General features: G+C 72.3%; 24 protein-coding genes and 1 tRNA gene. 19 read left to right on the plus strand and 6 right to left on the minus strand.

The window, feature by feature from the left end; genetic code table 11:
- Together ACFE60_RS04850 and ACFE60_RS04855 are read left to right on the plus strand one after the other, a co-directional pair.
- On the plus strand, positions 1-296 hold a 296-nt coding region (locus ACFE60_RS04850; RefSeq protein WP_375387713.1), incomplete at its 5' end, for a hypothetical protein.
- Between the two features lie 26 nt (positions 297-322).
- The gene (locus ACFE60_RS04855; protein WP_375387714.1) at positions 323-502 is read left to right on the plus strand and encodes a hypothetical protein; all 180 of its coding nucleotides are present in this window, start codon (positions 323-325) and stop codon (positions 500-502) included.
- Between the two features lie 184 nt (positions 503-686).
- Here ACFE60_RS04855 and mscL read toward each other — a convergent pair whose 3' ends face one another.
- Genes mscL through ACFE60_RS04870 form a run of 3 tightly spaced genes read right to left on the minus strand, consistent with a single transcriptional unit; the run spans position 687 to position 2,128 of the window.
- On the minus strand, positions 687-1,130 hold the full coding sequence (gene mscL / locus ACFE60_RS04860; RefSeq protein WP_375387715.1) for a large conductance mechanosensitive channel protein MscL: 444 nt from the start codon (positions 1,128-1,130) through the stop codon (positions 687-689).
- Positions 1,131-1,156: 26 nt separating this feature from the next.
- On the minus strand, positions 1,157-1,510 hold the full coding sequence (locus ACFE60_RS04865) for an FmdB family zinc ribbon protein (protein ID WP_375387716.1): 354 nt from the start codon (positions 1,508-1,510) through the stop codon (positions 1,157-1,159).
- A gap of 6 nt (positions 1,511-1,516) precedes the next feature.
- Positions 1,517-2,128, minus strand: coding sequence for a 5-formyltetrahydrofolate cyclo-ligase (locus ACFE60_RS04870; RefSeq protein ID WP_375387717.1), 612 nt, complete (start codon positions 2,126-2,128; stop codon positions 1,517-1,519).
- A 39-nt stretch (positions 2,129-2,167) separates the two neighbouring features.
- On the opposite strand from ACFE60_RS04870, the gene galU reads away from it, so the two are divergent.
- From galU to ACFE60_RS04910, 8 genes are all read left to right on the plus strand, one after another.
- The gene (gene galU / locus ACFE60_RS04875; protein WP_375387718.1) at positions 2,168-3,058 is read left to right on the plus strand and encodes a UTP--glucose-1-phosphate uridylyltransferase GalU; all 891 of its coding nucleotides are present in this window, start codon (positions 2,168-2,170) and stop codon (positions 3,056-3,058) included.
- Positions 3,059-3,062: 4 nt separating this feature from the next.
- Positions 3,063-3,710 carry a GNAT family N-acetyltransferase gene (locus tag ACFE60_RS04880; protein WP_375387719.1) on the plus strand — a complete coding sequence of 216 codons (648 nt, stop codon included), beginning with the start codon at positions 3,063-3,065 and terminating at the stop codon, positions 3,708-3,710.
- A 79-nt stretch (positions 3,711-3,789) separates the two neighbouring features.
- Positions 3,790-4,689 (plus strand): hypothetical protein, encoded by a 900-nt coding sequence (locus ACFE60_RS04885; protein ID WP_375387720.1) that lies wholly within the window; start codon positions 3,790-3,792, stop codon positions 4,687-4,689.
- Positions 4,690-4,977: 288 nt separating this feature from the next.
- Positions 4,978-5,053, plus strand: a tRNA-Ala gene (locus ACFE60_RS04890).
- A 149-nt stretch (positions 5,054-5,202) separates the two neighbouring features.
- Positions 5,203-5,766 carry a dihydrofolate reductase family protein gene (locus tag ACFE60_RS04895; protein ID WP_375387721.1) on the plus strand — a complete coding sequence of 188 codons (564 nt, stop codon included), beginning with the start codon at positions 5,203-5,205 and terminating at the stop codon, positions 5,764-5,766.
- Between the two features lie 89 nt (positions 5,767-5,855).
- Entirely contained in the window at positions 5,856-6,890 is a 1,035-nt protein-coding gene (locus tag ACFE60_RS04900; RefSeq protein WP_375387722.1) for an NAD-dependent epimerase/dehydratase family protein, read from the plus strand.
- Positions 6,891-7,106: 216 nt separating this feature from the next.
- Positions 7,107-7,445 carry an Lsr2 family protein gene (locus ACFE60_RS04905; RefSeq protein WP_375387745.1) on the plus strand — a complete coding sequence of 113 codons (339 nt, stop codon included), beginning with the start codon at positions 7,107-7,109 and terminating at the stop codon, positions 7,443-7,445.
- Between the two features lie 72 nt (positions 7,446-7,517).
- On the plus strand, positions 7,518-7,937 hold the full coding sequence (locus tag ACFE60_RS04910) for a pilus assembly protein CpaE (protein ID WP_375387723.1): 420 nt from the start codon (positions 7,518-7,520) through the stop codon (positions 7,935-7,937).
- Between the two features lie 13 nt (positions 7,938-7,950).
- Here ACFE60_RS04910 and ACFE60_RS04915 read toward each other — a convergent pair whose 3' ends face one another.
- Positions 7,951-9,165 (minus strand): MFS transporter, encoded by a 1,215-nt coding sequence (locus ACFE60_RS04915; protein WP_375387724.1) that lies wholly within the window; start codon positions 9,163-9,165, stop codon positions 7,951-7,953.
- Between the two features lie 309 nt (positions 9,166-9,474).
- Here ACFE60_RS04915 and ACFE60_RS04920 point away from each other — a divergent pair, with 309 nt between their 5' ends.
- From ACFE60_RS04920 to ACFE60_RS04930, 3 genes are all read left to right on the plus strand, one after another.
- Positions 9,475-12,006: a ribonucleoside-diphosphate reductase subunit alpha gene (locus tag ACFE60_RS04920; RefSeq protein WP_375387725.1), complete on the plus strand. Its 2,532-nt coding sequence runs from the start codon at positions 9,475-9,477 to the stop codon at positions 12,004-12,006.
- Positions 12,007-12,181: 175 nt separating this feature from the next.
- Positions 12,182-13,171, plus strand: a complete 990-nt coding sequence (locus ACFE60_RS04925) for a ribonucleotide-diphosphate reductase subunit beta (RefSeq protein ID WP_375387726.1) — start codon at positions 12,182-12,184, stop codon at positions 13,169-13,171.
- A gap of 119 nt (positions 13,172-13,290) precedes the next feature.
- Positions 13,291-13,794: a GNAT family N-acetyltransferase gene (locus ACFE60_RS04930; protein WP_375387727.1), complete on the plus strand. Its 504-nt coding sequence runs from the start codon at positions 13,291-13,293 to the stop codon at positions 13,792-13,794.
- A gap of 63 nt (positions 13,795-13,857) precedes the next feature.
- Here ACFE60_RS04930 and ACFE60_RS04935 read toward each other — a convergent pair whose 3' ends face one another.
- A complete protein-coding gene (locus ACFE60_RS04935; protein WP_375387728.1) occupies positions 13,858-15,186 on the minus strand; it encodes an MFS transporter in 1,329 nt (442 codons plus the stop codon).
- Positions 15,187-15,222: 36 nt separating this feature from the next.
- On the opposite strand from ACFE60_RS04935, the gene ACFE60_RS04940 reads away from it, so the two are divergent.
- The 5 genes from ACFE60_RS04940 (at position 15,223) to ACFE60_RS04960 (ending at position 19,754) form a co-directional block, all read left to right on the plus strand.
- Positions 15,223-15,972, plus strand: a complete 750-nt coding sequence (locus tag ACFE60_RS04940; protein ID WP_375387729.1) for an alpha/beta fold hydrolase — start codon at positions 15,223-15,225, stop codon at positions 15,970-15,972.
- Positions 15,969-16,646, plus strand: coding sequence for an esterase/lipase family protein (locus ACFE60_RS04945; RefSeq protein ID WP_375387730.1), 678 nt, complete (start codon positions 15,969-15,971; stop codon positions 16,644-16,646). The genes ACFE60_RS04940 and ACFE60_RS04945 overlap by 4 nt, the downstream gene beginning before the upstream one ends.
- 229 nt (positions 16,647-16,875) lie before the next feature.
- Entirely contained in the window at positions 16,876-17,415 is a 540-nt protein-coding gene (locus ACFE60_RS04950) for a DUF1697 domain-containing protein (protein ID WP_375387731.1), read from the plus strand.
- Between the two features lie 25 nt (positions 17,416-17,440).
- A complete protein-coding gene (locus ACFE60_RS04955) occupies positions 17,441-18,079 on the plus strand; it encodes a TMEM175 family protein (RefSeq protein ID WP_375387732.1) in 639 nt (212 codons plus the stop codon).
- Between the two features lie 196 nt (positions 18,080-18,275).
- Complete coding sequence (locus ACFE60_RS04960; protein ID WP_375387733.1) at positions 18,276-19,754, plus strand: MDR family MFS transporter; 1,479 nt, start codon at positions 18,276-18,278, stop codon at positions 19,752-19,754.
- A 65-nt stretch (positions 19,755-19,819) separates the two neighbouring features.
- Here the strand turns inward: ACFE60_RS04960 and ddaH are convergent, their stop codons facing one another.
- The gene (ddaH, locus tag ACFE60_RS04965; protein ID WP_375387734.1) at positions 19,820-20,581 is read right to left on the minus strand and encodes a dimethylargininase; all 762 of its coding nucleotides are present in this window, start codon (positions 20,579-20,581) and stop codon (positions 19,820-19,822) included.
- A 91-nt stretch (positions 20,582-20,672) separates the two neighbouring features.
- Here ddaH and ACFE60_RS04970 point away from each other — a divergent pair, with 91 nt between their 5' ends.
- A complete protein-coding gene (locus ACFE60_RS04970) occupies positions 20,673-21,818 on the plus strand; it encodes a GAF domain-containing protein (RefSeq protein WP_375387735.1) in 1,146 nt (381 codons plus the stop codon).
- Positions 21,819-21,821 lie beyond the last annotated feature (3 nt).

Here is a 21,821-nt window from a genome sequence, read left to right on the forward strand (position 1 = left end):
CCCTCGGCATGCAGGCGAAGCTGGGGTACCACGGGAAGCTCGGCCTCGTCGCCTCGCACGGGGCGCGGGCGATCACCGTGGAGACGGACGCGGCGCTGCAGGGCTCGAGCCTGCGCCAGAGCCTCCGGCTGCGGCCCGAGACGTTGAAGCGGCTGGGCTGGCACTACCTCCGCGTGCACAGCTTCGATCTGTTCAGCGACCCGGACGCCGTCGCCGGGCGGATCGCGATCGCGCTGGGCGCGCGGGAGCCGTCGCCGCTCACGACGACGATCCCGGTCGTCGAGGTGCGCACCTGACCGAGCCGCGCCGGCGGCACCGCCGCGTGCGCACCGAGCCGGCGCCCGGCTCGGACCCGACGCCGTCGGCGGGGGAGCGGTCCGCGGAGGACGATCCGCGCTCGTGGGGCGACGCGGCGCCCGCGCCCGGCTCGGGCGCGCGCGACTCCCGCGACTCCGCGAACGACGCCCGCCTCCGCGCCGACAAGCCGCCCCACTGGTCCTGAGACCTCGCGTTCCTCGTTCCGAGGCGCTCACCACCTGCAGAACGGAGAGTGCGGGCGACTTCGGTCGTTCCGGGCGCGAGAAGGCGCCCGGAGTGACCGGATCCGCCCGCATCCGCTCGCGGCCTGCGGGCGCGTCGAGCCGCCCAGCTGGGCTGCGACCGCGCGACCGGAGGCCACGCGACCGTCAGTCGCGGTCGAGGACCCGCTCGTCGCCCACGGGCCGCCCGCCCTGCAGCAGGTCGCGGATCTGCGTCAGCAGATCCAGCTCGGTCGGCGGCGTCTCCCTCGGGGCGGCCGGCGCCTCCTGCTGCTTGCGGAACGCGCGCTTGAGCAGGTAGTTCGTCGGCATCACGAGCACGAAGTAGACGACCGCCGCCACGATCACGAAGTTGATCAGCGCGGCGAGCACCGAGCCGAACAGCAGGTCGGAGGTCTGTCCGCCGACCGTCGGCAGCGGCACGACGAGCGCCTTCTGCAGGCTGCTCGCGTTGAAGAGCACGGCGATGAGCGGGTTGATCAGCCCGGTGACGACGGCGGTGACGATCGCGGTGAACGCGGTGCCGATCACGACCGCGACGGCGAGGTCGATCACGTTGCCGCGCAGGATGAACGCCTTGAAGCCCTTCATGCCGCCTGTCTAGCAGCGGCCCGGCGTCAGGAGCCGGAGGACCCGCTCGCGGTCGACGAGCCGGAGGAGGATCCCGAGGAGGACGACGCGGTCGCCGGCTTCGCGGCGTCGGACTTCGACCCGCCCTCGGACTTCGCGCCGTCCGACTTCGACCCGCCGTCGCCCTTCGACTCCGGCTTCGCGGTGTCGGAGCCGCCCGATCCGGCGCGGGAGTCGGTGCGGTAGAAGCCCGACCCGTTGAAGGTCACGCCGATCGAGCCGTACTGCTTCCGCAGCGCGCCGCCGCAGACCGGGCACACGGTCAGGGCCGCGTCGCTGAACTCCTGGTGCACCTCGAGCGGGGTGCCGCAGTCGCGGCACGTGTAGGCGTAGACGGGCATCGGTGCTCAGATCCTTCGTCTGCGGGGCGAGCGGGTGGAGAACTCGACCGTCCTCGTCGGGGTCACGACGCCGTCGATGGCCTGGTCGTGACGCTCCCGGGGCACCTCGTCCACGAGCTCGGAGTCGAAGATGACACCGTACACGGGCGGGCACCGCTCCATCGATCCGAGGGTCTTGTCGTAGTACCCGCGGCCCCAGCCGAGCCGCATCCCGCCCTCGTCGACAGCGGCAGCGGGCACGACGATCAGGTCGACGTCGTTGATCGCGATCGGCCCGAGCAGCTCGCCGACCGGCTCGGGCGTGCCGTACAGGCCGATCGTCTCCGCGTCGTCGTCGGTCGCGGTGGTCCAGTCGAGCAGCCCGTCGGCCCGCGTGATCGGGAACAGCACCCGGATGCCGGCGGCCCGCGCCCAGTTCACGAACGGGCGGGTGTCCGGCTCGTCGACCGCGGACAGGTAGCACGAGACCTTCCGCGCGCCGAGCGCGGTCGTCAGCGCCACCAGCCGCTCCGTGATGCCCTTCGAGGCGGAGGCGCGCTCGTCGCGGGTGCGGATGCGCCGTCGTTCACGCAGCTCCGCCCGGAGTGCCCGCTTCTGGGGTGCGAGGTCGTCGGCCACAGCCCGATTCTAGGAAGGGGGTCCGGATAGCCTGAGCCCATGGCGTACCACATCACCAAGGCCGTGATCCCTGCGGCGGGTCTGGGCACCCGGTTCCTGCCGGCGACCAAGGCGATGCCGAAGGAGATGCTGCCCGTCGTCGACAAGCCGGCGATCCAGTACGTGGTCGAGGAGGCGGTCGCCGCGGGGCTGAACGACGTGCTCATGGTGACCGGTCGCAACAAGTACGCGCTCGAGAACCATTTCGACCGCGTGTACGAGCTGGAGGCGACGCTCGAGAACAAGGGCGACCACGCGAAGCTCGAGAAGGTCCGCGCCTCCACCAACATCGCGGACATCCACTACTTCCGGCAGGGCGACCCGCGCGGCCTCGGCCACGCGGTCCTGCAGGCCCGCATGCACGTCGGCCACGAGCCGTTCGCGGTGCTGCTCGGCGACGACCTGATCGACGAGCGGGACCCGCTGCTCAAGCGGATGATCGAGGAGGCCGGCAAGCGCCGCGCCTCCGTCGTCGCGCTGCTCGAGGTCGACCCCGACCAGATCCACCTGTACGGCGCCGCGCAGGTCGAGACGACCGACGACGACGACGTCGTCAAGGTCACCGGACTCGTCGAGAAGCCGTCGAGGGAGAACGCCCCGTCGAACCTCGCGATCATCGGCCGGTACGTGCTGCGCCCGGAGGTGTTCGGCATCCTCGAGCACACGGCGCCGGGCAAGGGCGGCGAGATCCAGCTGACCGACGCCCTCGAGACCATGGCCGGCGCGGCCTGGACGGGCGGCGTGTACGGCGTGATCTTCCGCGGCCGCCGCTACGACACCGGCGACAAGATCGACTACATCAAGGCGATCGTCGAGCTCGCGTCGGAGCGGGAGGACCTCGGGCCCGAGCTGCGCCCGTGGCTCGCCCAGTTCGTCGCCGGCCTCGACTGAGCACGTGGTCGCGCCCGTGCCCACCCTGCGCTCCGGCAGGGTCGGGATCCGCCCGATCCGCCTCCGCGACGCCCGCGCCATGGAGCGCGAGCTCGTGGAGGGGCGGACGTGGATGCGGGAGTGGGAGGCGACCAGCCCCCGCGGCTCGCTCGGGTTCGACACGCGCGCCAGCATCCGCGCGCTGCAGCAGAACGCCCGGTCGGGGCAGGGCCTGCCGTTCGTGGTCGAGGTGGACGGCGAGCTCGCGGGCCAGCTGAACGTCACGTCGATCGCGTACGGCTCCCTCTCCTCCGCGACGATCGGGTACTGGATCGCGGAGCGGCACGCCGGGGTCGGCGCGACGCCGACCGCCGTGGCGCTGGCGACCGACCACTGCTTCCAGACCCTGGGCCTGCACCGCATGGAGATCTGCATCCGGCCGGAGAACGCGAAGTCGCTCCGGGTCGTCGAGAAGCTCGGTTTCCGGTACGAGGGGCTGAAGCGCCGCTACATCCACATCAACGGCGACTGGCGTGACCACTTCTGCTTCGGGCTCGTCGCGGAGGAGGTGCCCGAGGGCGTGTTGCGCCGCTGGCGGGAGGGCCGGGCTCCGGTCGACGCCGCGGCGGTGCCGGAGGCGGACCAGCGACTGGCGGCGTCCCGCTTCCCCTGATCTGGGGCGTGCGGCGACCGGCGGGACACGCCGCCCGCGCCTCCGCGGCGTGGTACCGCCGCGGCCCTACGGTCGAGCCATGGCAGGCCTGGGTGGCGGCGCGATCATCGCTTTCGCAGCCGTGCTCTGGCTGCTCTACCTCACCCCGACCTGGCTGCGCCGGCGCGAGTACCTGCGCACCGAGCGCACCGCCGTCCGGCTGCAGCAGACCCTGCGGGTGCTCGCCGAGACCGCGGAGGTGCCGGAGGAGGTGCGTGCCGAGCTGAACGCGCGCAGCGTCGCCGACCAGCACCGCGCGCTGCGCGAGTCCGCCCGCCGCGCCGAGTCGGTCGCCCGGTCGAACGACGCGAAGGCCGAGCGGCAGCTCGCGCGCTCCGGCCGAGCGCCGCGGGAGCCGAAGCAGCGGGTGCTGGCGGCCTCCGCGATCACCGCCCGCCGCCTCCGCCGCTCCCGGGTGCTCGCCACGAACACGCTCGTCGTCGGCCTGACGATCGCCGGCTGGGGCGCCTCCGACATCGCGGCGGGCGGCACCTGGGAGTTCCTGATCGCAGGGGTGGTCGTGTCGTTCGCGGCGGTCGCCCTGCTGCAGCGGGCCTCGACCGTCGCGGCGGCGCACCGCGCCGTTACCGCGGTGGACCAGGCCGTGGTCGTCACGGAGGAGTCGCGCAGCTTCGCCGAGTGGCAGCAGGCGGAGGAGTCCCGGCCGACCTGGACCCCGGTGCCGCTGCCCAGGCCCAGGTACCTCGAGCCGGAGCGGGCCGCCGCGCCGGAGCCGGCCCCGAGGAACGACATCGCGATCGCCGCCTCCCTGCGCGCCGCGGCGCAGCGGGCGGACGAGGCGCTGCGGGCCGCGCACGCCGCGCCCGAGGTCGCGGCGCTGAACCGCCGTCCGGTCGACGCGGTCGAGTCGATGCACGACAGCGGTCCGGTGATCACGGACCTCGACGGCGTGCTGCTGCGCCGCCGCCGCTCCGCCTGACCACCTTCGAAGAATTCGCTGGAGGCGGTGAGCGGCTCCGGCAGCCGCGCGGCAGCACGTGAGCAGGAAGAATCCGCTTCAGCAGGAAGAACTCGCCGTCGTCTTCCTGCGATGGTGGATTCTGCCTGCTGACGGGCTCCGGTCTTCCTGCTGAAGGGCTCTGGCGGCTGCGTCACCAGATTGCGACGTCCGACGGGCGCGTCGCCCCCTCCCTCGTGTCCCCGATCCGGGCTGCGCGCGCTGAGAGGGGCCGTGCCGGAGGCGGGTGCTATCCTGGGTGACCGGCAGGGGGCCTTGGCGCAGTTGGTAGCGCGTCTCGTTCGCAATGAGAAGGTCAGGGGTTCGAATCCCCTAGGCTCCACCACCGATGAGCCCCGATCCCGACCGGATCGGGGCTCTCGTCCGTTCCGGGCACCACCGCGCGGTCCGGTCCTGATCCCGATGTCGATCCGGCGGTCCGCCGTTCGACGCTCAGGTGGGACGGGGTCGCCGTCCCGGATCGAGGAGGTCGTCATGCGCACGCTGATCGTCACGGAGTTCGTCTCGCTCGACGGAGTCGTCGACTCGCCCGGCGGAGGCAGCCACCCGCGAGCGGGCTGGACCTTCAACGACGTGCCGTTCGACGCCGCCGCCTACGAGATCAAGGGCCGGGAGCAGCTGGAGGCCGGCGCGATGATCATGGGCCGGCGCAGCTACGAGGAGTTCGCGCCCGTCTGGCCCTCGATGCCGGAGTTCGCGCAGTACAACGCGATGCCGAAGTACGTCGTGTCCTCGTCGCTCACGGCGCCCGACCCGGGCTGGGCGAGCACGAGCATCCTGCGATCGATCGACGAGGTCGCGGCGCTGCGGGAGGGGGACGGCGACGGGAACCTCCTGGTGCACGGCAGCCCGCACCTCGCCCAGCAGCTGCTCGCGGCGGGGCTCGTCGACCGGTACCACCTGCTGGTGTTCCCGGTCGTGCTCGGCGGCGGCAAGCGGCTGTTCGCCGACGACGGCGGGTTCGCGCGGCTCACGGTGGCTGAGCAGGAGACGTACGCGAACGGCGTGGTGAAGCTGGTCTACGACGTCGAGCGGTGAACCGGAGCACGGTCCTCGTCTGCTGAGCGGGGACCGTGCAGATCGTCGGAGCCCGCCGTGCGCGCGATGAGCCCGCCTACGGTGGCGCGATGCGCGTAGTGGTGGTCGGGGCGACCGGGAACGTCGGGACGGCGGTGCTGCGGCGCCTGCACGAGCAGGGGGCCGACGTCGTCGGGGTCGCGCGGCGGCCGCCCGGGCCGGACGCGCCGGCGCCCTACGCGGGCGTCACCTGGCACGCGGCCGACGTCGCGCAGGCGTCGTCCGTCGCGGGGCTGACCGCGGCGTTCGCCGGCGCCGACGCCGTGATCCATCTGGCCTGGCTGCTGCAGCCGAACCACGACGAGCGGGTGATGGCGGCGACGAACATCGGCGGCCTGCGCCACGTGCTGGCCGCGGTGGCGGCGGCGGGCGTGCCGCAGGTGGCGGTCGCGTCCTCGGTCGGTGCGTACAGCCCCGGGCCGAAGCGGCGCCGGGTCGACGAGTCGTGGCCGACGGGCGGCATCGCGACGTCGCACTACGCCCGGCACAAGGCGGTCGACGAGCGCCTCCTCGACGCGTTCGAGCGCGAGCACGCCGACGTGGTCGTGACGCGCATGCGACCCGGCCTGGTGATGCAGGGCGGGGTGGGGGAGGAGCTGCGGGCCCTGTTCGCCGGCGGCCTGGTCCCCGTGCGGTGGGTCGGCCGCATCCCCCTCCCGGTGCTGCCCCTGCCGCCGCGGGTGGTGTCGCAGGTCGTGCACGCGGACGACCTGGCCGACGCGTTCGTGCGCGCCGTCGACCGCAGGGCAGGCGGCGCGTTCAACATCGCGGCCGAGCCGGTGATCGGGCCGCGGGAGGTCGCCTCCGTGCTGCACGCGAGATGGCTGCCGGTGCGGATCGCACCGCTGCGCGGGCTGGTGTGGCTCGCGTGGCAGCTGCACCTGGTGGCCGCGGACCCGGGCTGGATCGACATCGCGACGACGGTGCCCGTCATGTCCACCGAGCGGGCCCGGACGCGGCTCGGGTGGAGCCCGGCGGTGGACGCGGTCGACGCGCTCGCGGAGGCGGTCGGCGGCCTCGCGGATCGCACCACGACCGACGGCTCCCCGCATCTCGGTCGCGGCGGTCCTGATTCACCGCGATGATCGCGGGCAAGCCGATCCCGCCCCCTTTATGAATGGCGGCCGGCGCGGAATCGGATGGTCGCGGGACTCGAGTTCCTAAGGGATCGAGAAGTCCGGTCGACATGGTCGCAAGATGATGAGCGAATTCGGTGAATTCTGTGTACAGTTCGCTTATCGCGCATTGTGCGCGTACCCGACAACCCGGAACCGAATCGACGCAGGGGAACCCAACAAGCCATGGCGCAGAAGTACATCGTGCAGCTGGTCGACGACCTGACGCAGCAGCCCATCGAGGACGGCGCGGGCGAGAGCGTGCGTTTCGCTCTCGACGGCGTCAGCTACACCATCGACCTCACGAGCGACCACGCGGAGGAGTTCCGCTCGTCGCTCTCGACCTACGTGAACGCGGCCCGCAAGGCCGACGTCGCGGTGCGCGCGAAGGCCTCGACCTCGCCGCGCGCGCCGAAGGGCGACCTCAAGGCCATTCGCGAGTGGGCGAATGCCAACGGCTTCACGGTCTCCTCGCGCGGTCGCATTCCGGCCGACGTGCAGACCGCGTACTCCGCAGCGAACTGACATCGGCATGGAGGCGGTGGGCCCTTCGGGGTCCACCGCCTCCGTGCATTCCGCGGCCCTTATCCTGCTGCGATGATCTCGCGCGTCCTCGCCCTCGCCCTGCGGGAAGCCGGACTGGTCTGGCGCCCCGCGACCGGTGACCGATTCCAATTCCTGACGATGGACATGGAGTCCACCGGCACCGATGCCTTCACGGTCAGCGATATGACCGTGGAGGCGCATGCATTCCCGACCGGGACGGTGCTGGGATTCAACGGCACGACGGAATGGGCGCTCGACTCCGTGGCCATCGAGGACGCCCTCTGGCTGCCCCGGGAGGACCAATTGCGCGATGCCTTGAAGACCACGTTCCTGCGGCTCGAACGCGATGACGAGCACGCCGGGTGGCGGGTCTCGTGCACCTTTCTCGGCGAGACGCTGAGCCACCTCGCCGACACCCCCGAGGACGCGTACGGGATGGCCGTGCTGGCGGAGCTGCAGGCCTCCGCCTGACGCCCGCGAGCGGTCAGCTCGGGGGGAGGGGGACCGGTGCGGTGTCCGGGATCGGACCGACGTTGCGGCCCTTCAGGTCGGGCGAGACGGGGATGCCCGCCGCGGCGGCGATCGTCGCGAGCAGCGCCAGCGCCGCGCCGCAGCCGAAGGCGACCTGGGCGCCGAACTGGTCGAGCGCCTGCCCCGCGAGGGCCGCCCCCAGCGCCACGCCGACCAGCTGGCCGGTGTTCGTCCAGCCGTACGCCTCCGCGGTGTCGCTGAACCGCACGGAGGTCGAGACGATCGCGGACATCATGCCGAGCGCGGGGGCGAGGCCGAAGCCGGACACGACCAGGGCGAGGGTGAGGCCCCAGAAGCCGGGTAGGAACGGGGTGAACGCCGCGCCGACGGTGACGACCACCAGTCGCGCCGCGAGCGACCAGGGCCGCATCGTCAGCCGGCCGAGCGTGAACCCGCCCGCCAGCGAGGCGAGGGACCAGATCGCGAGCACGACGCCGCTGGTCGGGTCCTTCTCGCCGAACGCGCCCGCGACGCTCGCCTCGATGGCCGCGCAGGACGCGATGACCAGGAAGCCGACGAGCGTCATCAGCGCCACCTGGGGGCGCAGCAGCACGACGCCGAAGCGGCGCTTGCTGCGGGGGATGCGCACGCGGCCGACCGCCCGGGAGGCGGCGAACCAGGCGCCGCCGCCGACCAGCAGGACGGAGGAGACGAGCAGCGCGACCGTCGTGCTGACGCCGGTGGCGAGGAAGGTGACGAGCACGGGCCCGCCGATCCAGATCAGCTCCTGCAGCGAGGCGTCGAGCGAGAACAGCGGCCCCAGCATCGACGAGGGCACGAGCTTCGGGTAGATCGTGCGGACCGCGGAGGTGATGGGCGGGAAGGTGAGCCCGGCGATCAGCGCGAGCACGACGAGTCCCGCTGGCGGCAGGTCGAGCAGGGCGATCGCCGCGACCGCGGCCGCGCACAGCACGATGGTCGTGACGACGACGGGCCGGATGCCCAGCCGGCCCATCAGGCGGCCGGTCGCGGGGCCCGCCAGCGCCTGCCCGATGCTGAGCGCGGCGAGCACGATGCCGGCGACGCCGTAAGAGCCGGTGCGGCCCTCGACGTGGAAGAGCAGGCCGAGCGAGAGCATCCCCGAGGGGAACCGGGCGGTCAGCTGCGCGGCGATGATGCGCAGCACGCCGGGCGCGCGCGCCAGATCTCCGAACCCGCTCCCCGCCACGAGACATCGATCGTACGGGCACCGGTGCGACCCCGTCCCGGCGGGCCGGCGCCCCGCCGCGGCGGCGGGCGCCGAAGCCCTCGTCAGCGGCCCGGACGGTGTCGGTGGCCGCTCCTACGGTGTCCCCAGGCGGCTCCCGGTTCTCCACAGCCCAGCGGTATCACCTGTGGAGGACACGCCGTCGAATTCCACAACATGTGGGGTTGCTTCTCCACTGCGACCCCGACATATAGTGGTCCCCCGGTTGTGGGGGAGTGCCGCCGGCACACAGCACCCGCTGACGAGGCGGGTCCTCGGGAGGAGACGTTCATGGGCATCACGGTGATCAAGCGGGACGGGACGCGCGAGCCCTACGACGCGAACAAGATCAACCTGGCGATCGAGCACGCGAGCGCGGGACTCGACCCGAACATCACCTGGGTCACCCAGATCGCGTCCGAGCTGGAGCTGACGCTGTTCGACGGCATCACGACGCAGCAGCTCGACGAGGCCGTGATCCAGGTCGCCCTGCAGAACGTCAAGGACGACCCGGCGTTCGACACCGTGGCGGCCCGCCTCCTGCTCAAGACGATCTACAAGCGCGTGCTCGGCGACTACGCGGACGACACCGAGGTCGCCGCGCTGCACGCGGAGCGCTTCCGCGGGTACGTGGAGCGCGGCGTGGCCGAGGACCTGCTCGACCCGCGCCTCGGCTCGATGTTCGACCTCGACGCCCTCGCGGCGGCGCTCGACCCGGCGCACGACGAGCTGCTGAAGTACATCGGCGTCGTCACGCTGAACAACCGGTACGGCATCAAGTCGCGCGACAACGAGCCGCTCGAGGTGCCGCAGTACTTCTGGATGCGCATCGCGATGGGCCTCTCGCTGAACGAGGCGGACCCCACGCGGGCCGCCCTCGGCTTCTACGCGAAGATGGGCCGCCTCGACTACCTCGCGGCCGGCTCGACGCTCGTGAACGCGGGGACGAAGTACCCGCAGCTGTCCAACTGCTTCGTGCTCGAGATGCAGGACGACATCGAGCACATCGCGAAGACCACGCGCGACGTCATGTGGCTGACGAAGGGGACGGGCGGCATCGGCCTGTCCGTCACCAAGCTGCGCGCGCAGGGCTCGCCGATCCGGTCGAACAACACGACCTCCACCGGCCCGATCCCGTTCATGCACACGATCGACTCGATCCTGCGCGCGGTCTCGCGCGGCGGCAAGAAGTTCGGCGCCCTCTGCTTCTACATGGAGAACTGGCACCTCGACTTCCCCGAGTTCCTCGACCTGCGGCAGAACTCCGGCGACCCGTACCGCCGCACCCGCACCGCGAACACGGCCGTGTGGATCTCGGACGAGTTCATGAAGCGCGTCCAGAACGACGACGCCTGGTACCTGTTCGACCCGCTGGAGGTCGCGGACCTGAACGAGCTGACCGGCAGCGCGTTCTCCGAGCGCTACGGGCACTACGTCGCGGAGGCGGAGGCCGGCCGGATGCGCGCGTTCAAGCGGATCGGCGCCCGCGAGCAGTTCAAGGCGATCCTCATGGCGCTGCAGACCACGAGCCACCCGTGGCTGACGTGGAAGGACACGATCAACAACCGGGCGCTGAACAACAACACCGGCACGATCCACTCCTCCAACCTCTGCACCGAGATCACGCTGCCGCAGGACCGCGACAACGTCTCCGTCTGCAACCTCGCCTCCATCAACCTGTCCCGCCACCTCGCGGTGGACGAGCACGGCCGGCTCGGCTTCGACTGGGCGCAGATCGCCGCGAGCGCGAAGAGCGCCGTCCGGCAGCTGGACAACCTGATCGACATCACGATCTCGTCGGTCGACGAGGCGGACCACTCCAACTCGGAGAACCGCGCGATCGGCCTCGGGGTCATGGGGTTCACGGACGTCGTCGAGCGCCTCGGCTTCTCCTACGAGAGCGAGGAGGCGTACGACCTGATCGACGAGGTGATGGAGCACGTCTCCTACGCCGCGATCGAGGAGTCCGTGGACCTGGCCCAGGAGCGCGGGGCGTACCCGAACTTCCAGGGCTCGCGCTGGAGCCAGGGCATGGTGCCGTTCGACACGATCGCGATCACCGAGCAGGAGCGCGGCGTGCCCGTGCTGGTGAACCGCACGACGCGGCTCGACTGGGACGCGCTGCGCCTGCGGGTCAAGGGCGGCATGCGCAACGCGACGCTCATGGCGATCGCGCCGACCGCCTCCATCGGTCTCGTCGCCGGCACCACCCCCGGTCTCGACCCGCAGTTCTCGCAGATCTTCAGCCGCTCCACCTCATCGGGCAAGTTCCTCGAGGTGAATCGCAACCTGGTGTCCACGCTGCAGACGGCGGCCCTGTGGGAGCGGGTGCGGGAGGCGATCCTGCGCAGCCAGGGCGACATCCAGCACATCGCCGAGATCCCGGACGACATCAAGGCCACGTACAAGACCAGCTTCCAGCTGTCGCCGTACGCGTTCCTCGAGGTCGCGGCCCGGGCGCAGAAGTGGATCGACCAGGCGATCAGCCGCAACATGTACCTCGAGACGCGTGATCTCGGCGACATGATGTCGATCTACTCCGCCGCCTGGGAGCGCGGGGTCAAGACGACCTACTACCTGCACATGAAGCCCCGGCACACCGCCGAGCAGTCGACCGTGCGGGTGAACAAGGCCGAGACCGTTGGCCAGGGCGCGGGGGCGCCCGCACGCCGCGGCTTCGGTTCGGGTGCGGCGCCGCAGCCTGCGGCCGCCGCTCCCACCGGACCCGCGCGTCGCGGGTTCGGCGGTCTGGGTTCGCCGGCGCGCAGCGCCGACGGCACGGGCTCGATCAACACCGGTTCGATCAACGCAGCGGGGGAGTAAGCGCATGGACTTCGAGGTTGAGATGTACGACGGGAACGACATGGTCGGCGGCACCGAGCTGATCGGTGGGTACGGCGTCCCGATGGACCCGATGGACCTGCTGCAGTGCGACTCCTGCCAGTGACGGCAGCGCACCGACGATGAACGACTGACGACGAAGAGGGAGACGGACGACATGGGCATCCTCGGCACCGGAATCCAGGAGGGGCTCCTCCTGAAGCCCGTGCGGTACCAGTGGGCGATGGACCTCTACGAGCAGGCGGTCGCGAACACGTGGTTCCCGAACGAGATCCAGCTCGGCGAGGACATCGCGGACTTCAAGCGCATGACCGACGAGGAGCGCCACGCGGTGACGTTCCTGATGAGCTACTTCAACCCGAGCGAGCTGCTCGTGAACAAGGCGCTCGCGTTCGGCGTCTACCCCTACGTCAACGCTCCCGAGGCGCACCTCTACCTCGCGAAGCAGATGTGGGAGGAGGCGAACCACTGCATGTCGTTCGAGTACGTGCTCGAGACGTTCCCGATCGACCGCGACGAGGCCTACGGCTCCCACGTCGACATCCCCTCGATGGCGGCCAAGGAGCAGTTCGAGGTCGAGTTCATCAAGCGCATGTCGGAGCAGACGCTCGACATCACGACGACCGAGGGCAAGCGCGACTTCGTGCGGAACCTGGTCGCCTACAACGTGATCCTCGAGGGCATCTGGTTCTACTCGGGCTTCATGGTCGCGCTCTCGTTCCGGCAGCGGAACCTGCTGCGCAACTTCGGTTCGCTGGTCGACTGGATCGTCCGCGACGAGTCGCTGCACCTGAAGTTCGGGATCAACCTGATCCTCACGGTGCTGGAGGAGAACGAGGACCTGCAGACGCCGGAGTTCGCGGAGGAGATCCGGCAGATGATCCTGAAGGCCGTCGCGATGGAGGAGCAGTACAACCGCGACCTGCTGCCCGGCGGCATCCTGGGGCTGAACGCCAACTACATCAACCAGTACGTCAAGTACCTGGCGGACCGGCGGCTCGAGGAGCTCGGGTTCGAGGCCGAGTACAAGGTGTCGAACCCCGCGAAGTGGATGGCGACGGCGAACGACACGCTGCAGCTGGTCAACTTCTTCGAGTCGACGAACACCTCGTACGAGTCGAACGCGCAGGCCACCGTCAGCCGCTGACGCCTGCGTCCTGATCGCCGCCGCCGCCCGCCCCCGCAGGGCGGCGGCGGCGTCGTGACTCGCCCGGCGATGCGTGCACCCCGGCGGACTCCCGCCTCCGATGTGATCGGATCGACGCGATGCGACCCGCGACCGTGACCCTGGGCGACCGCACGTTCACCTTCCGCCGGGCGGAGGAGCAGGACGTCGCCGCGCTCGCGGCCCTGCTGGCCGACGACGCGATCGGGGCGGGCCGTGAGGACGCGAGCGATCTCGCGCCCTACCTCCGGGCCTTCCACGCGGTCGACGGCGACCCGCGGCACCTGCTGGTCGTCGCCGAGGACCACCACGCCGCGATCGCGGCGACGCTGCAGCTGAGCCTGCTGCCCGGCCTGTCGCGCCGGGGTGCGCTGCGCGCGCAGATCGAGGGCGTGCGGGTGGCGGCGGCGTTCCGCGGAGCGGCGCTGGGCTCCACGCTGGTGCGCTGGGCCGTGAACGAGGCCCGCGCCCGCGGCGCCGGCCTGGTGCAGCTGACGACCGACCTGCGCCGCGACGACGCGCGGCGCTTCTACGAGCGGCTCGGCTTCGTCGGCTCGCACCTCGGGATGAAGGTCGACCTGCGAGCCGACCCCTCCGTCTCGTAGGAACCACAGTCCGACACCCTCCGTTCTGCAGGTCTCCCAGACCTACGCAACGAAAGGGGAGGGTCAGCGGGAGAGGGGGCGCTCCGCGGTGCGGGGCGCGGTCAGCACGACCAGCAGGCCGAGGGCCGCCGCGAGGCCGAAGGCCCCGACGAACTGGGCGTCCGGGGCGAACGCGGTGACGACGCCGGCCAGGGTCAGCGCGAGCCCGCTGCCGAAGCCGTCGCCGATCTGCAGCGCCGCGCTGCTCCTGCCCCGCTCCTCCGGCGCGGAGAGCGACAGCGTCGCCGTGCTGAGCCGCGGGTACGCGGTGCCGATGCCGAGGCCCGCCAGCAGCCAGCCGACGATCACGACCGGGATCCAGCCGATCCCGGTCCCGACGCCCACGAGCACCGCGCCCGTGAGGAACGACGCCGACCCGATGCCGATGCACCGCCGGTCGGAGGCCCGCCCGGCGAGGCGGCTCTGCAACTCGGATCCCGTCGCCCAGGACACCGCGCCGACGGTCGCGATGCCGCCCGCGACGACCGGAGGCAGGTCGCGCAGCGCGATCAGCGAGTACGGCAGGTACGCGTCCGCGACCGCGAAGCCGCCGCTGAACATCGCTCGGGCGGCGATCACCGCCGGCAGCCCCCGCACGGCGCGCAGCGTGCCGCGGGGCAGCAGCGGCCGGAGGGCGAGCACCGCGGCGACGGCGGCGAGCACCGCCAGCGCGGGTCCGACCACGGGCACGTCGAGCACCGGCCGCAGCACCAGCAGCGCCGCGGCCGCGGCCGTCGCCCACACGATGCGGACGCGGGCGATCCGCTCGCCGGTCCCGGGCATCGGGCGGGCGCGGAGGGACGGCACGAGCAGCGCCGTCGCCGCCGCGACGAGCGGCAGGATCCCGAGGAACACCCAGTGCCAGCTCAGCCAGGTCGACACGGCGCCGGCGGCGAACGGGCCGATCAGGGACGGCAGCACCCACGCGGCGGCCAGCAGCGCGAAGACCCTCGGGTGCATCGCCTCCGGGTACACCCGGGCGACGAGCACGTAGAGCGCGACGCCGATCGCCCCGGCGCCGAGGCCCTGCAGCCCCCGCCCGACGACGAGCACGGGCATCGTCAGCGCCGTGCCGGACACCACGAGGCCGGCGGCGAACAGCCCGACGCCGACGAGCAGCGGCCGCGCGGGGCCGCCGCGGTCGCTCCATGCGCCGGCGGCGACGTTGCCGATCACGCCGGTCGCGGCGAACGCCGAGAAGGTCAGCGCGTACAGCGCGGTGCCGTCCAGGTCCCGCGCGGCGAGCGGCATCGCGGTCGTGACGGCCAGCGCCTCGAAGGCGATCAGGAACCCGAGCGCGAAGACGCCGACCGTGGTGAGGCGCAGCGCCGGGGAGAAGACGCCGTCGCTCACCGGGACAGCCTAGGAAGCCGCTCCTACGCTCGAGCCGTGCACGTGGCGGAACCGGACCGCGTCGAGCACGACGGCGTGACGATGCTCCGGTACCGGTTCGGACCCGCGGAGGGCACCCCCTTCGTGCTCGTCCACGGGATCGGCTGCGGGCTCGCGGCGTGGCTGCGCCTCGTGCCGCTGCTCGCGCGGCACGGTCCCGTGCACGTCGTCGAGCTGCCCGGGTTCGGGCGCGCGCCGACGCCGCGCCGCGTGCTGTCCGTGGAGGAGCACGCGGCGCTCGTCGTGCGCCTGCTGGCGTCGATCGGCCGCCCGGTGGTGCTCGTCGGGCACTCGATGGGGACGCAGATCGTGCTCGAGGCGGCGCTGCGGGTACCGCGGGACGTCGAGCGTCTCGTCGCGATCGGCGCGGTCACGGATCCCGCCGAGCGCACCGCGGCCTGGCAGGGCCTCCGCCTCGCGCAGGACGTGCTCGGGGAGACGCCGGGGGCGAACCGGGCCGTGTTCTCGCAGTACCTGCGGTGCGGTCCGCGTCGGTACCTCGCGACCCTCCCGTCGATGCTCCGCTACGACGCCGAGGGTGCTGCCGCCCGCGCGCGGGTGCCGATCCTGCTGCTGCGCGGCGCGCGCGACCCCATCTGCCGGCGGCCGTGGGCCAGGCGCCTCGCCGCCCGCCTCCCCGTCGGGCTGCTGGTCGAGGTGCCCGGCGCCGTGCACAACGTGCAGCACACGCACCCGCGCGCCGTCGCGTCCGCGATCCTCACCGCCGTCCCGCGGCCGCGTCCGTGAGCATCGCGAGGAACGCCCGATGGTGGGCGCTCGACTACGCGGCCGCGGTCCGCTGGCAGCTGGGCCCGCTGCTGCGGCACCACGACCCGGCCGCGTACCTCCGGGGCCGACCCGGCATGCGTCCCGTCGTCGTGCTGCCGGGCATCTGGGAGACCTGGCGGTTCCTGCTGCCGCTCATCGAGCGGATCCACCGCGCCGGGCACCCGGTGCACGCGGTGACCGCGCTGCGCGCCAACGGGGCGACCGTGGACTCGAGCGCGGAGATCGTCGCCGGGTACCTCGCCGACCACGACCTCGACGACGTGCTGGTCGTCGCCCACAGCAAGGGCGGGCTGATCGGCAAGCAGCTGATGCTGCGGCCGGACTCCGGGCCGCGCGTGCGCGCGATGCTCGCGATCTCGACCCCGTTCTCCGGCTCCGCGTACGCGCCCTACCTGCTGCTGCGGAGCCTCCGCGCGTTCTCGCCGACGGATCCGACGACCGTGCGGCTGAAGGCGGACCGCAGCGTCGACGCGCGGATCACCTCCGTGTGGGCGGCGTTCGACCCGCACATCCCGGTCGGCTCCGAGCTGGCGGGCGCGGTGAACCGACGCATCGACGACGGCGGCCACTTCCGCATCCTGCGGAACCCGCAGGTGCTCGCCGAGGTCGACCGCTTCGTCGCGGCTTTCTGATCGCCGTCGCCGGATCCGGAGCGGCCGCTTGCATCCTCAGCGTTCGAGGCGCACGATCAGGGCAAGGAAGAAGGAGGTGATGCCTGTGGCGGATTCATCCATGTGCATCGACGCGCCCTCCACCTCGCCCGCCCGGTAGATACGGTCGGGCGAGCGAGGCAAGGCCGCTCGTCGATCCGGGCCGGCGCCTTCCGAGGCGACCGGCCCGGACCCCTGTCCGGGAGGAACCATGCGGGCGGTCGCCCTGCTGCGCGGCGTGAACGTCGGCGGCGTCCGGTTCGCGATGGCCGAGCTGCGGACCGCGCTCGAGCAGGCCCGGTTCACCGGCGTGCGCACCGTCCTGGCGAGCGGCAACGTCGTCCTCACCTCCGGGGACGGGGACGGGGACGACGACGGGCGCGCCGTCGCGATCGCGGTCGGCGCCGTGATCCGGGAGCGCTTCGGGTTCGACGTCGCCGTGATCGTGGTGGGCCTGCCCGCCGTGCGGAGGGCGGTGGAGGCGTACCCGTTCCCGCGCGCCGAGGACCGGCACGCGTACGTGGTGCTCGGCGACGACGACGCGGCGCTCGCCGACCTGCTCGTCGCCGCGGCGGAGGTCGCCTCCGACGAGGAGCGGATCGCCGCGGGCGAGGGCGTCGTGTACTGGGACGTGGCGAAGGGGCGCACCCTCGACAGCCCGTTCGGCAAGCGGTTCGGGCGCTGGCAGCGGTCGGGTGCCGTCACGACGCGGAACCTCAACACCCTCGAGAAGATCCTCGCGGCGGGCTGAACGCCTCCTCGGGCATGCTGGTGCCGTGGAGGACGACCGGGGACGCAGCGCGGAGCGGCTCGTCACGTTCACGGATGCGGTCGTCGCCATCGCGATCACGCTGCTCGCGCTGCCCCTCGCGGACATCGTGCGGGAGGTCTCCGTCGCGGGCGGCGACCTGGGCGACGTCGTCCGCGACGCGGCGATCCCGCTGCTCGGCTTCACCATCAGCTTCTTCGTGATCTCCCGGCTGTGGTGGGCGCACCACCGGATCTTCCAGCACGTCGTACGCTGGGACGCCCGGCTGGTGCAGCTGACCATCCTCTGGCTGTTCACCATCGTGCTGCTCGCGCCGATCACCGGGCTGACGGGGTTGAGCGACCCGACCGACGGCACCGGCAGCAGCACCGGCGAGGTGGCGATCTACATCGGGGCGATGACCGTGAGCAGCGCCCTCCTGAGCGCGCTCGCCCGGCACGTCCGTCGGCGCCCGCAGCTGACGGACGGCCACGACGACGACGCGGAGCACCGGCTGTTCGTCTCCGTCGAGACGACGCTCAGCTTCGCGCTGGCGCTCGTGATCGGGACGGTGCTCCCGTTCGTCCACTACTTCGCGCTGCTCACCCTGGTCGTCACCGGCCAGATCGGCCGACTCGTCTGGAACCGGCGGCACCGGGCTCCCTGAACATCCGGTGACGATCCCGCCCCGCGCCGCGCATCCGTTCGCCCGGTGTCGGAACCCGGTGGAATGCTGGAGCCGTCGCTGCGGTTGACGACCCGGTGACCCGTCGGGGGTCGGCGCATCATGCTCCGCCCCTGTCGTCCCGGCGCGCCTCGCGTGCCCGTCAAGGACGCCGCCCCCGAATCCTCCGGAGGTCCCCGTGACCGAGACCCTCGACCGAACCCCGTCCGCAGCGGCCGGCGGGCCCGAGCGCCTGCAGCGCAGCGACGCCGTCGCGATCGGCGTGCTGCTCGTGTCCGCGTTCGTCGTCGTGCTGAACGAGACGATCATGAGCGTCGCCATCCCGGTGCTCATCGAGGACCTGCACGTCGACGCGAGCACCGGCCAGTGGCTGTCGACCGCGTTCATCCTCACCATGGCCGTCGTCATCCCGGTCAGCGGGTTCCTGATCCAGCGCCTGACGACCCGCACGCTGTTCGCCATCGCGCTCGGCTCCTTCGTCGCGGGCACCCTGCTCGCGGCCCTCGCGCCGACCTTCTCGGTGCTGCTGGTCGCGCGCGTGATCCAGGGCGTCGGGGCGGCGGTGATCACACCGCTGCTGATGACGACGGTCATGACGATCGTCCCCGAGTCCCGCCGCGGCGCGATGATGGGCAACATCTCGATCGTCATCTCGGTCGCGCCCGCGATCGGGCCGACCGTGTCGGGGCTGATCCTCAGCGCGCTGCCGTGGCCGTTCCTGTTCTGGTGCGTGCTGCCCATCGCCGCGGCCGGCCTGATCATCGGCCTGCGCCTCATCCCGAACCTCGGCGAGCCGCGGCACGTGCCGATCGACTGGATCTCCATCCCGCTGTCGGCGATCGGCTTCGGCGGGCTGGTCTACGGCCTGAACGCCGTCGGCGAGGGCGCCTCCTCCGCGGGGGGCATCTCGCTCACGGCGGTGCTCGTCCCGGTCGCGGTCGGCGTCGTCAGCCTCGTCCTGTTCCTGCTCCGCCAGCGGGCGCTGCAGAAGACCGACAACGCGCTGCTCGACCTGCGGGTGTTCCGGTCGCGGGTGTTCTCGGCGTCGGTCGCCTCCGGCGCCCTCGCCTTCATGGGCCTGCTCGGCATGGCGATCCTGCTGCCGATCTACCTGCAGCAGGTGCTCGGGCTGACCGCCCTGCAGACCGGGCTGCTGGTGCTGCCAGGCGGGCTGACGATGGGGCTGCTCGGCCCGGTCGTCGGCCGGCTGTACGACCGGTTCGGCCCCCGGCCGCTGCTCATCCCCGGGCTGGCGCTCGCGACGATCGGGCTGCTGCTGCTCGGCACCGTGACGGAGACGTCGCAGGCGTGGCAGGTCCTGGTCTTCCACGTGATCCTGAGCCTCGGGCTCGCGACGGTGCTGCCGTCGGTGTTCACGGCCGGGCTGTCGGCCGTGCCGCGGCGGTTCACCTCCTACGGCAGCGCGATCTTCGCGACGGTGCAGCAGGTCGGCGGCGCGGCGGGCACGGCGTTCGGCGTCACGCTGCTCGCCGTCGGCGCCTCCGGCTGGACCGGCGGCGGAGGCGCGGGCGCGGCGGAGGCGGCGGGCACCCGCCTCGCCTTCCTCGTCTTCGCGGGCGTCATGGTCGTCGCGATCGCGGTCGCCACGATGGTGAAGCGTGTTCCGTCGGAGGGCCCGGTCCCGATCGGCCACTGACCTCCACTGTGCTCACGCTTCGTGCCGCCAGAAATCGGTTCAGGAGGGACGAAGCGTGAGCAGAGTCAGTCGCGGAGGCGGACCGACAGGCAGGTGACGCAGCCCTCGAGCTTCTCGAACTCGGTGATCGGGACCGTCACGACCGTGAGGCCGCGGGCGCGGAGCATCTCCACGGTCCGCGGCGCGTCCGCGGACATCAGGACGGTCGCGTCGTCGACCACGACGACGGCGGTGCCGTGCTCCTCCGGCACGGCGAGGAACGGCTCGAACAGCGACGGGTCGTCCACCTTCGGCTCCCAGCCGATGATCGTCCCGTCCGGCAGCGCGGTGACCTGCGACTTCAGGTGCAGCGTCCTCGTGACCGGCACGGGGTGCACGCGGTAGCCGAGCGGCTCGACGATCGCGGCGAGCGCCTCGATGCCGTGCTCGTTCGTGCGGGCGGACCGCCCGACGTAGACCGCGCGACCGACCTTCAGCACGTCGCCGCCGTCGAGGGTGGCCGGGGCGGCGATGCGGCGCAGGTCGAGGTCCGGCCGATCGACCGTCGCGGCGACCGTGGCCAGCTCCCCGCGCCGGGAGTCGGCGCCGGGCGAGGTGAGCACCGCCGTGCCGCCGAACACGACGATCGCGTCCTCGACGAAGACGCCGTCGGGGTGCTCGTCCGCGGCGGGCACCTCCACCGGCGTCCACCCGAGGTCGCGCCAGGCGTCGACGTAGCCGCGCCACTGCCGGGCCGCGAGGTCCGCGTCGACCGCCACGCGATCGAGGTGGGTCAGCTCGCCGTCGGCGAGTCGAGGTGACGGCGGTCGGACCAGCACGCGGGGCACCCGCCGATCGTAGGGCGGCGATCCGCGCGGCGGATCGCGCACCGTCCAGGCCGATCCGGGCATCAGGGGCCAGGATGACCCCGGAGGTGCCGTGGAACGCAGCGTCGGAGCCGGACACGGGTCGCGGCTGGCCATGCGCCGGCTGCACCACAGCGGCACGCGCCCGGTCAAGGTGCTGCTGATCGGCGATCGCGGCCACCTGCTCGCGGACGCGCAGGGCGCGACGCTCGCGGAGCGGGCCTCGGATCGGATGTGGCTGTCGACGAGGCACGGCGTCGACCTCGACGTGCTGACGGACCTCGCCCCGGTCCTCCGCGCCGTGCAGGGCGTGTTCCGCACCTGGCGCCTGTGGCGGTACGACGTCGTCCTCGTCGCCCTCGGGGAGGGGATGGACGGCTCGCGCCGCCCCCGCACCCTCGCGCGGGTCGGCGACCTGCTCGAGGAGGTGCTCGAGGACGCCGCCGACGCGACGGAGGTGGTGGTCCTCGGACCGTCCGTCGACGCCTCGGACCGCAGCCGCCACGCGGCCGCCCCCGAGGACCGCCTCCGGGCGACCGTCGGGCGGCTCGGTTCGGCGCGCGTGCGGTTCCGCGCCGTCGACCGCGTCGAGGACCCGGTGCAGCGCAGCCGCGGCTGGGCGACGGCGCTCGGCGACGAGGTCGCCCGCACCGTCGGCCGGCTGGGCGGGATGGAGTCCGCTGCCAAGGCGTCGGCGCTGCGCAACCGTCCGGACGACGAGACCTCGCGCCAGCAGGCGCTGGACGACCTCCGCATCGTCGGCAGCGGACCGGACCCGCGGCTCGACGACCTCGTCGAGCTGGCGAGGAACGCGTTCGGCACCGAGGCCGCCGAGATCAACTTCATCGATCGCGACCGGCAGTGGAAGATGGCCGCGGCCGGAGCGGCCCGCGGTGAGCAGGCCCGGTCCCGCTCCTACTGCAGCTTCACGATCCAGCGCGCGGAGCCGATCGTCATCAGCGACGCGATCGTCGACCCGCTGCTGCGCGACACCCCGATGGTGCAGGGCCCGAACCCCGTCCGCTTCTACGCGGCGCACCCGATCGAGTCGCAGGACGGCTACCGGATCGGGTCGTTCTGCATCTACGACCACGAGCCGCGGGACGTGCGCGGGCTCGACCTCTCCGTGCTGCGCGACCTCGCGCTGCTGGCGCAGGCCGAGATCACGGGCGCGGACCTCGCCCCTGCGGGGGCCGGGAAGCACCTGCAGCGTCGCTGACGC

Source organism: uncultured Amnibacterium sp. (genome assembly GCF_964245895.1).
Classification (GTDB): Bacteria; Actinomycetota; Actinomycetes; order Actinomycetales; family Microbacteriaceae; genus Amnibacterium.

Excerpts from the sequence above, each read along its gene's own strand:
- ACFE60_RS04895 (WP_375387721.1), top strand. The coding sequence starts at position 5,203 with ATGCGCACGCTGATCGTCACGGAGTTCGTCTCGCTCGACGGAGTCGTC.
- ACFE60_RS04865 (WP_375387716.1), bottom strand. The coding sequence starts at position 1,510 with ATGCCCGTCTACGCCTACACGTGCCGCGACTGCGGCACCCCGCTCGAG.
- galU (WP_375387718.1), top strand. The coding sequence starts at position 2,168 with ATGGCGTACCACATCACCAAGGCCGTGATCCCTGCGGCGGGTCTGGGC.
- ACFE60_RS04885 (WP_375387720.1), top strand. The coding sequence starts at position 3,790 with ATGGCAGGCCTGGGTGGCGGCGCGATCATCGCTTTCGCAGCCGTGCTC.
- ACFE60_RS04950 (WP_375387731.1), top strand. The coding sequence starts at position 16,876 with ATGCGGGCGGTCGCCCTGCTGCGCGGCGTGAACGTCGGCGGCGTCCGG.
- ACFE60_RS04925 (WP_375387726.1), top strand. The coding sequence starts at position 12,182 with ATGGGCATCCTCGGCACCGGAATCCAGGAGGGGCTCCTCCTGAAGCCC.
- ACFE60_RS04910 (WP_375387723.1), top strand. The coding sequence starts at position 7,518 with ATGATCTCGCGCGTCCTCGCCCTCGCCCTGCGGGAAGCCGGACTGGTC.
- ACFE60_RS04920 (WP_375387725.1), top strand. The coding sequence starts at position 9,475 with ATGGGCATCACGGTGATCAAGCGGGACGGGACGCGCGAGCCCTACGAC.
- ACFE60_RS04905 (WP_375387745.1), top strand. The coding sequence starts at position 7,107 with ATGGCGCAGAAGTACATCGTGCAGCTGGTCGACGACCTGACGCAGCAG.
- ACFE60_RS04930 (WP_375387727.1), top strand. The coding sequence starts at position 13,291 with ATGCGACCCGCGACCGTGACCCTGGGCGACCGCACGTTCACCTTCCGC.
- ACFE60_RS04900 (WP_375387722.1), top strand. The coding sequence starts at position 5,856 with ATGCGCGTAGTGGTGGTCGGGGCGACCGGGAACGTCGGGACGGCGGTG.
- mscL (WP_375387715.1), bottom strand. The coding sequence starts at position 1,130 with ATGAAGGGCTTCAAGGCGTTCATCCTGCGCGGCAACGTGATCGACCTC.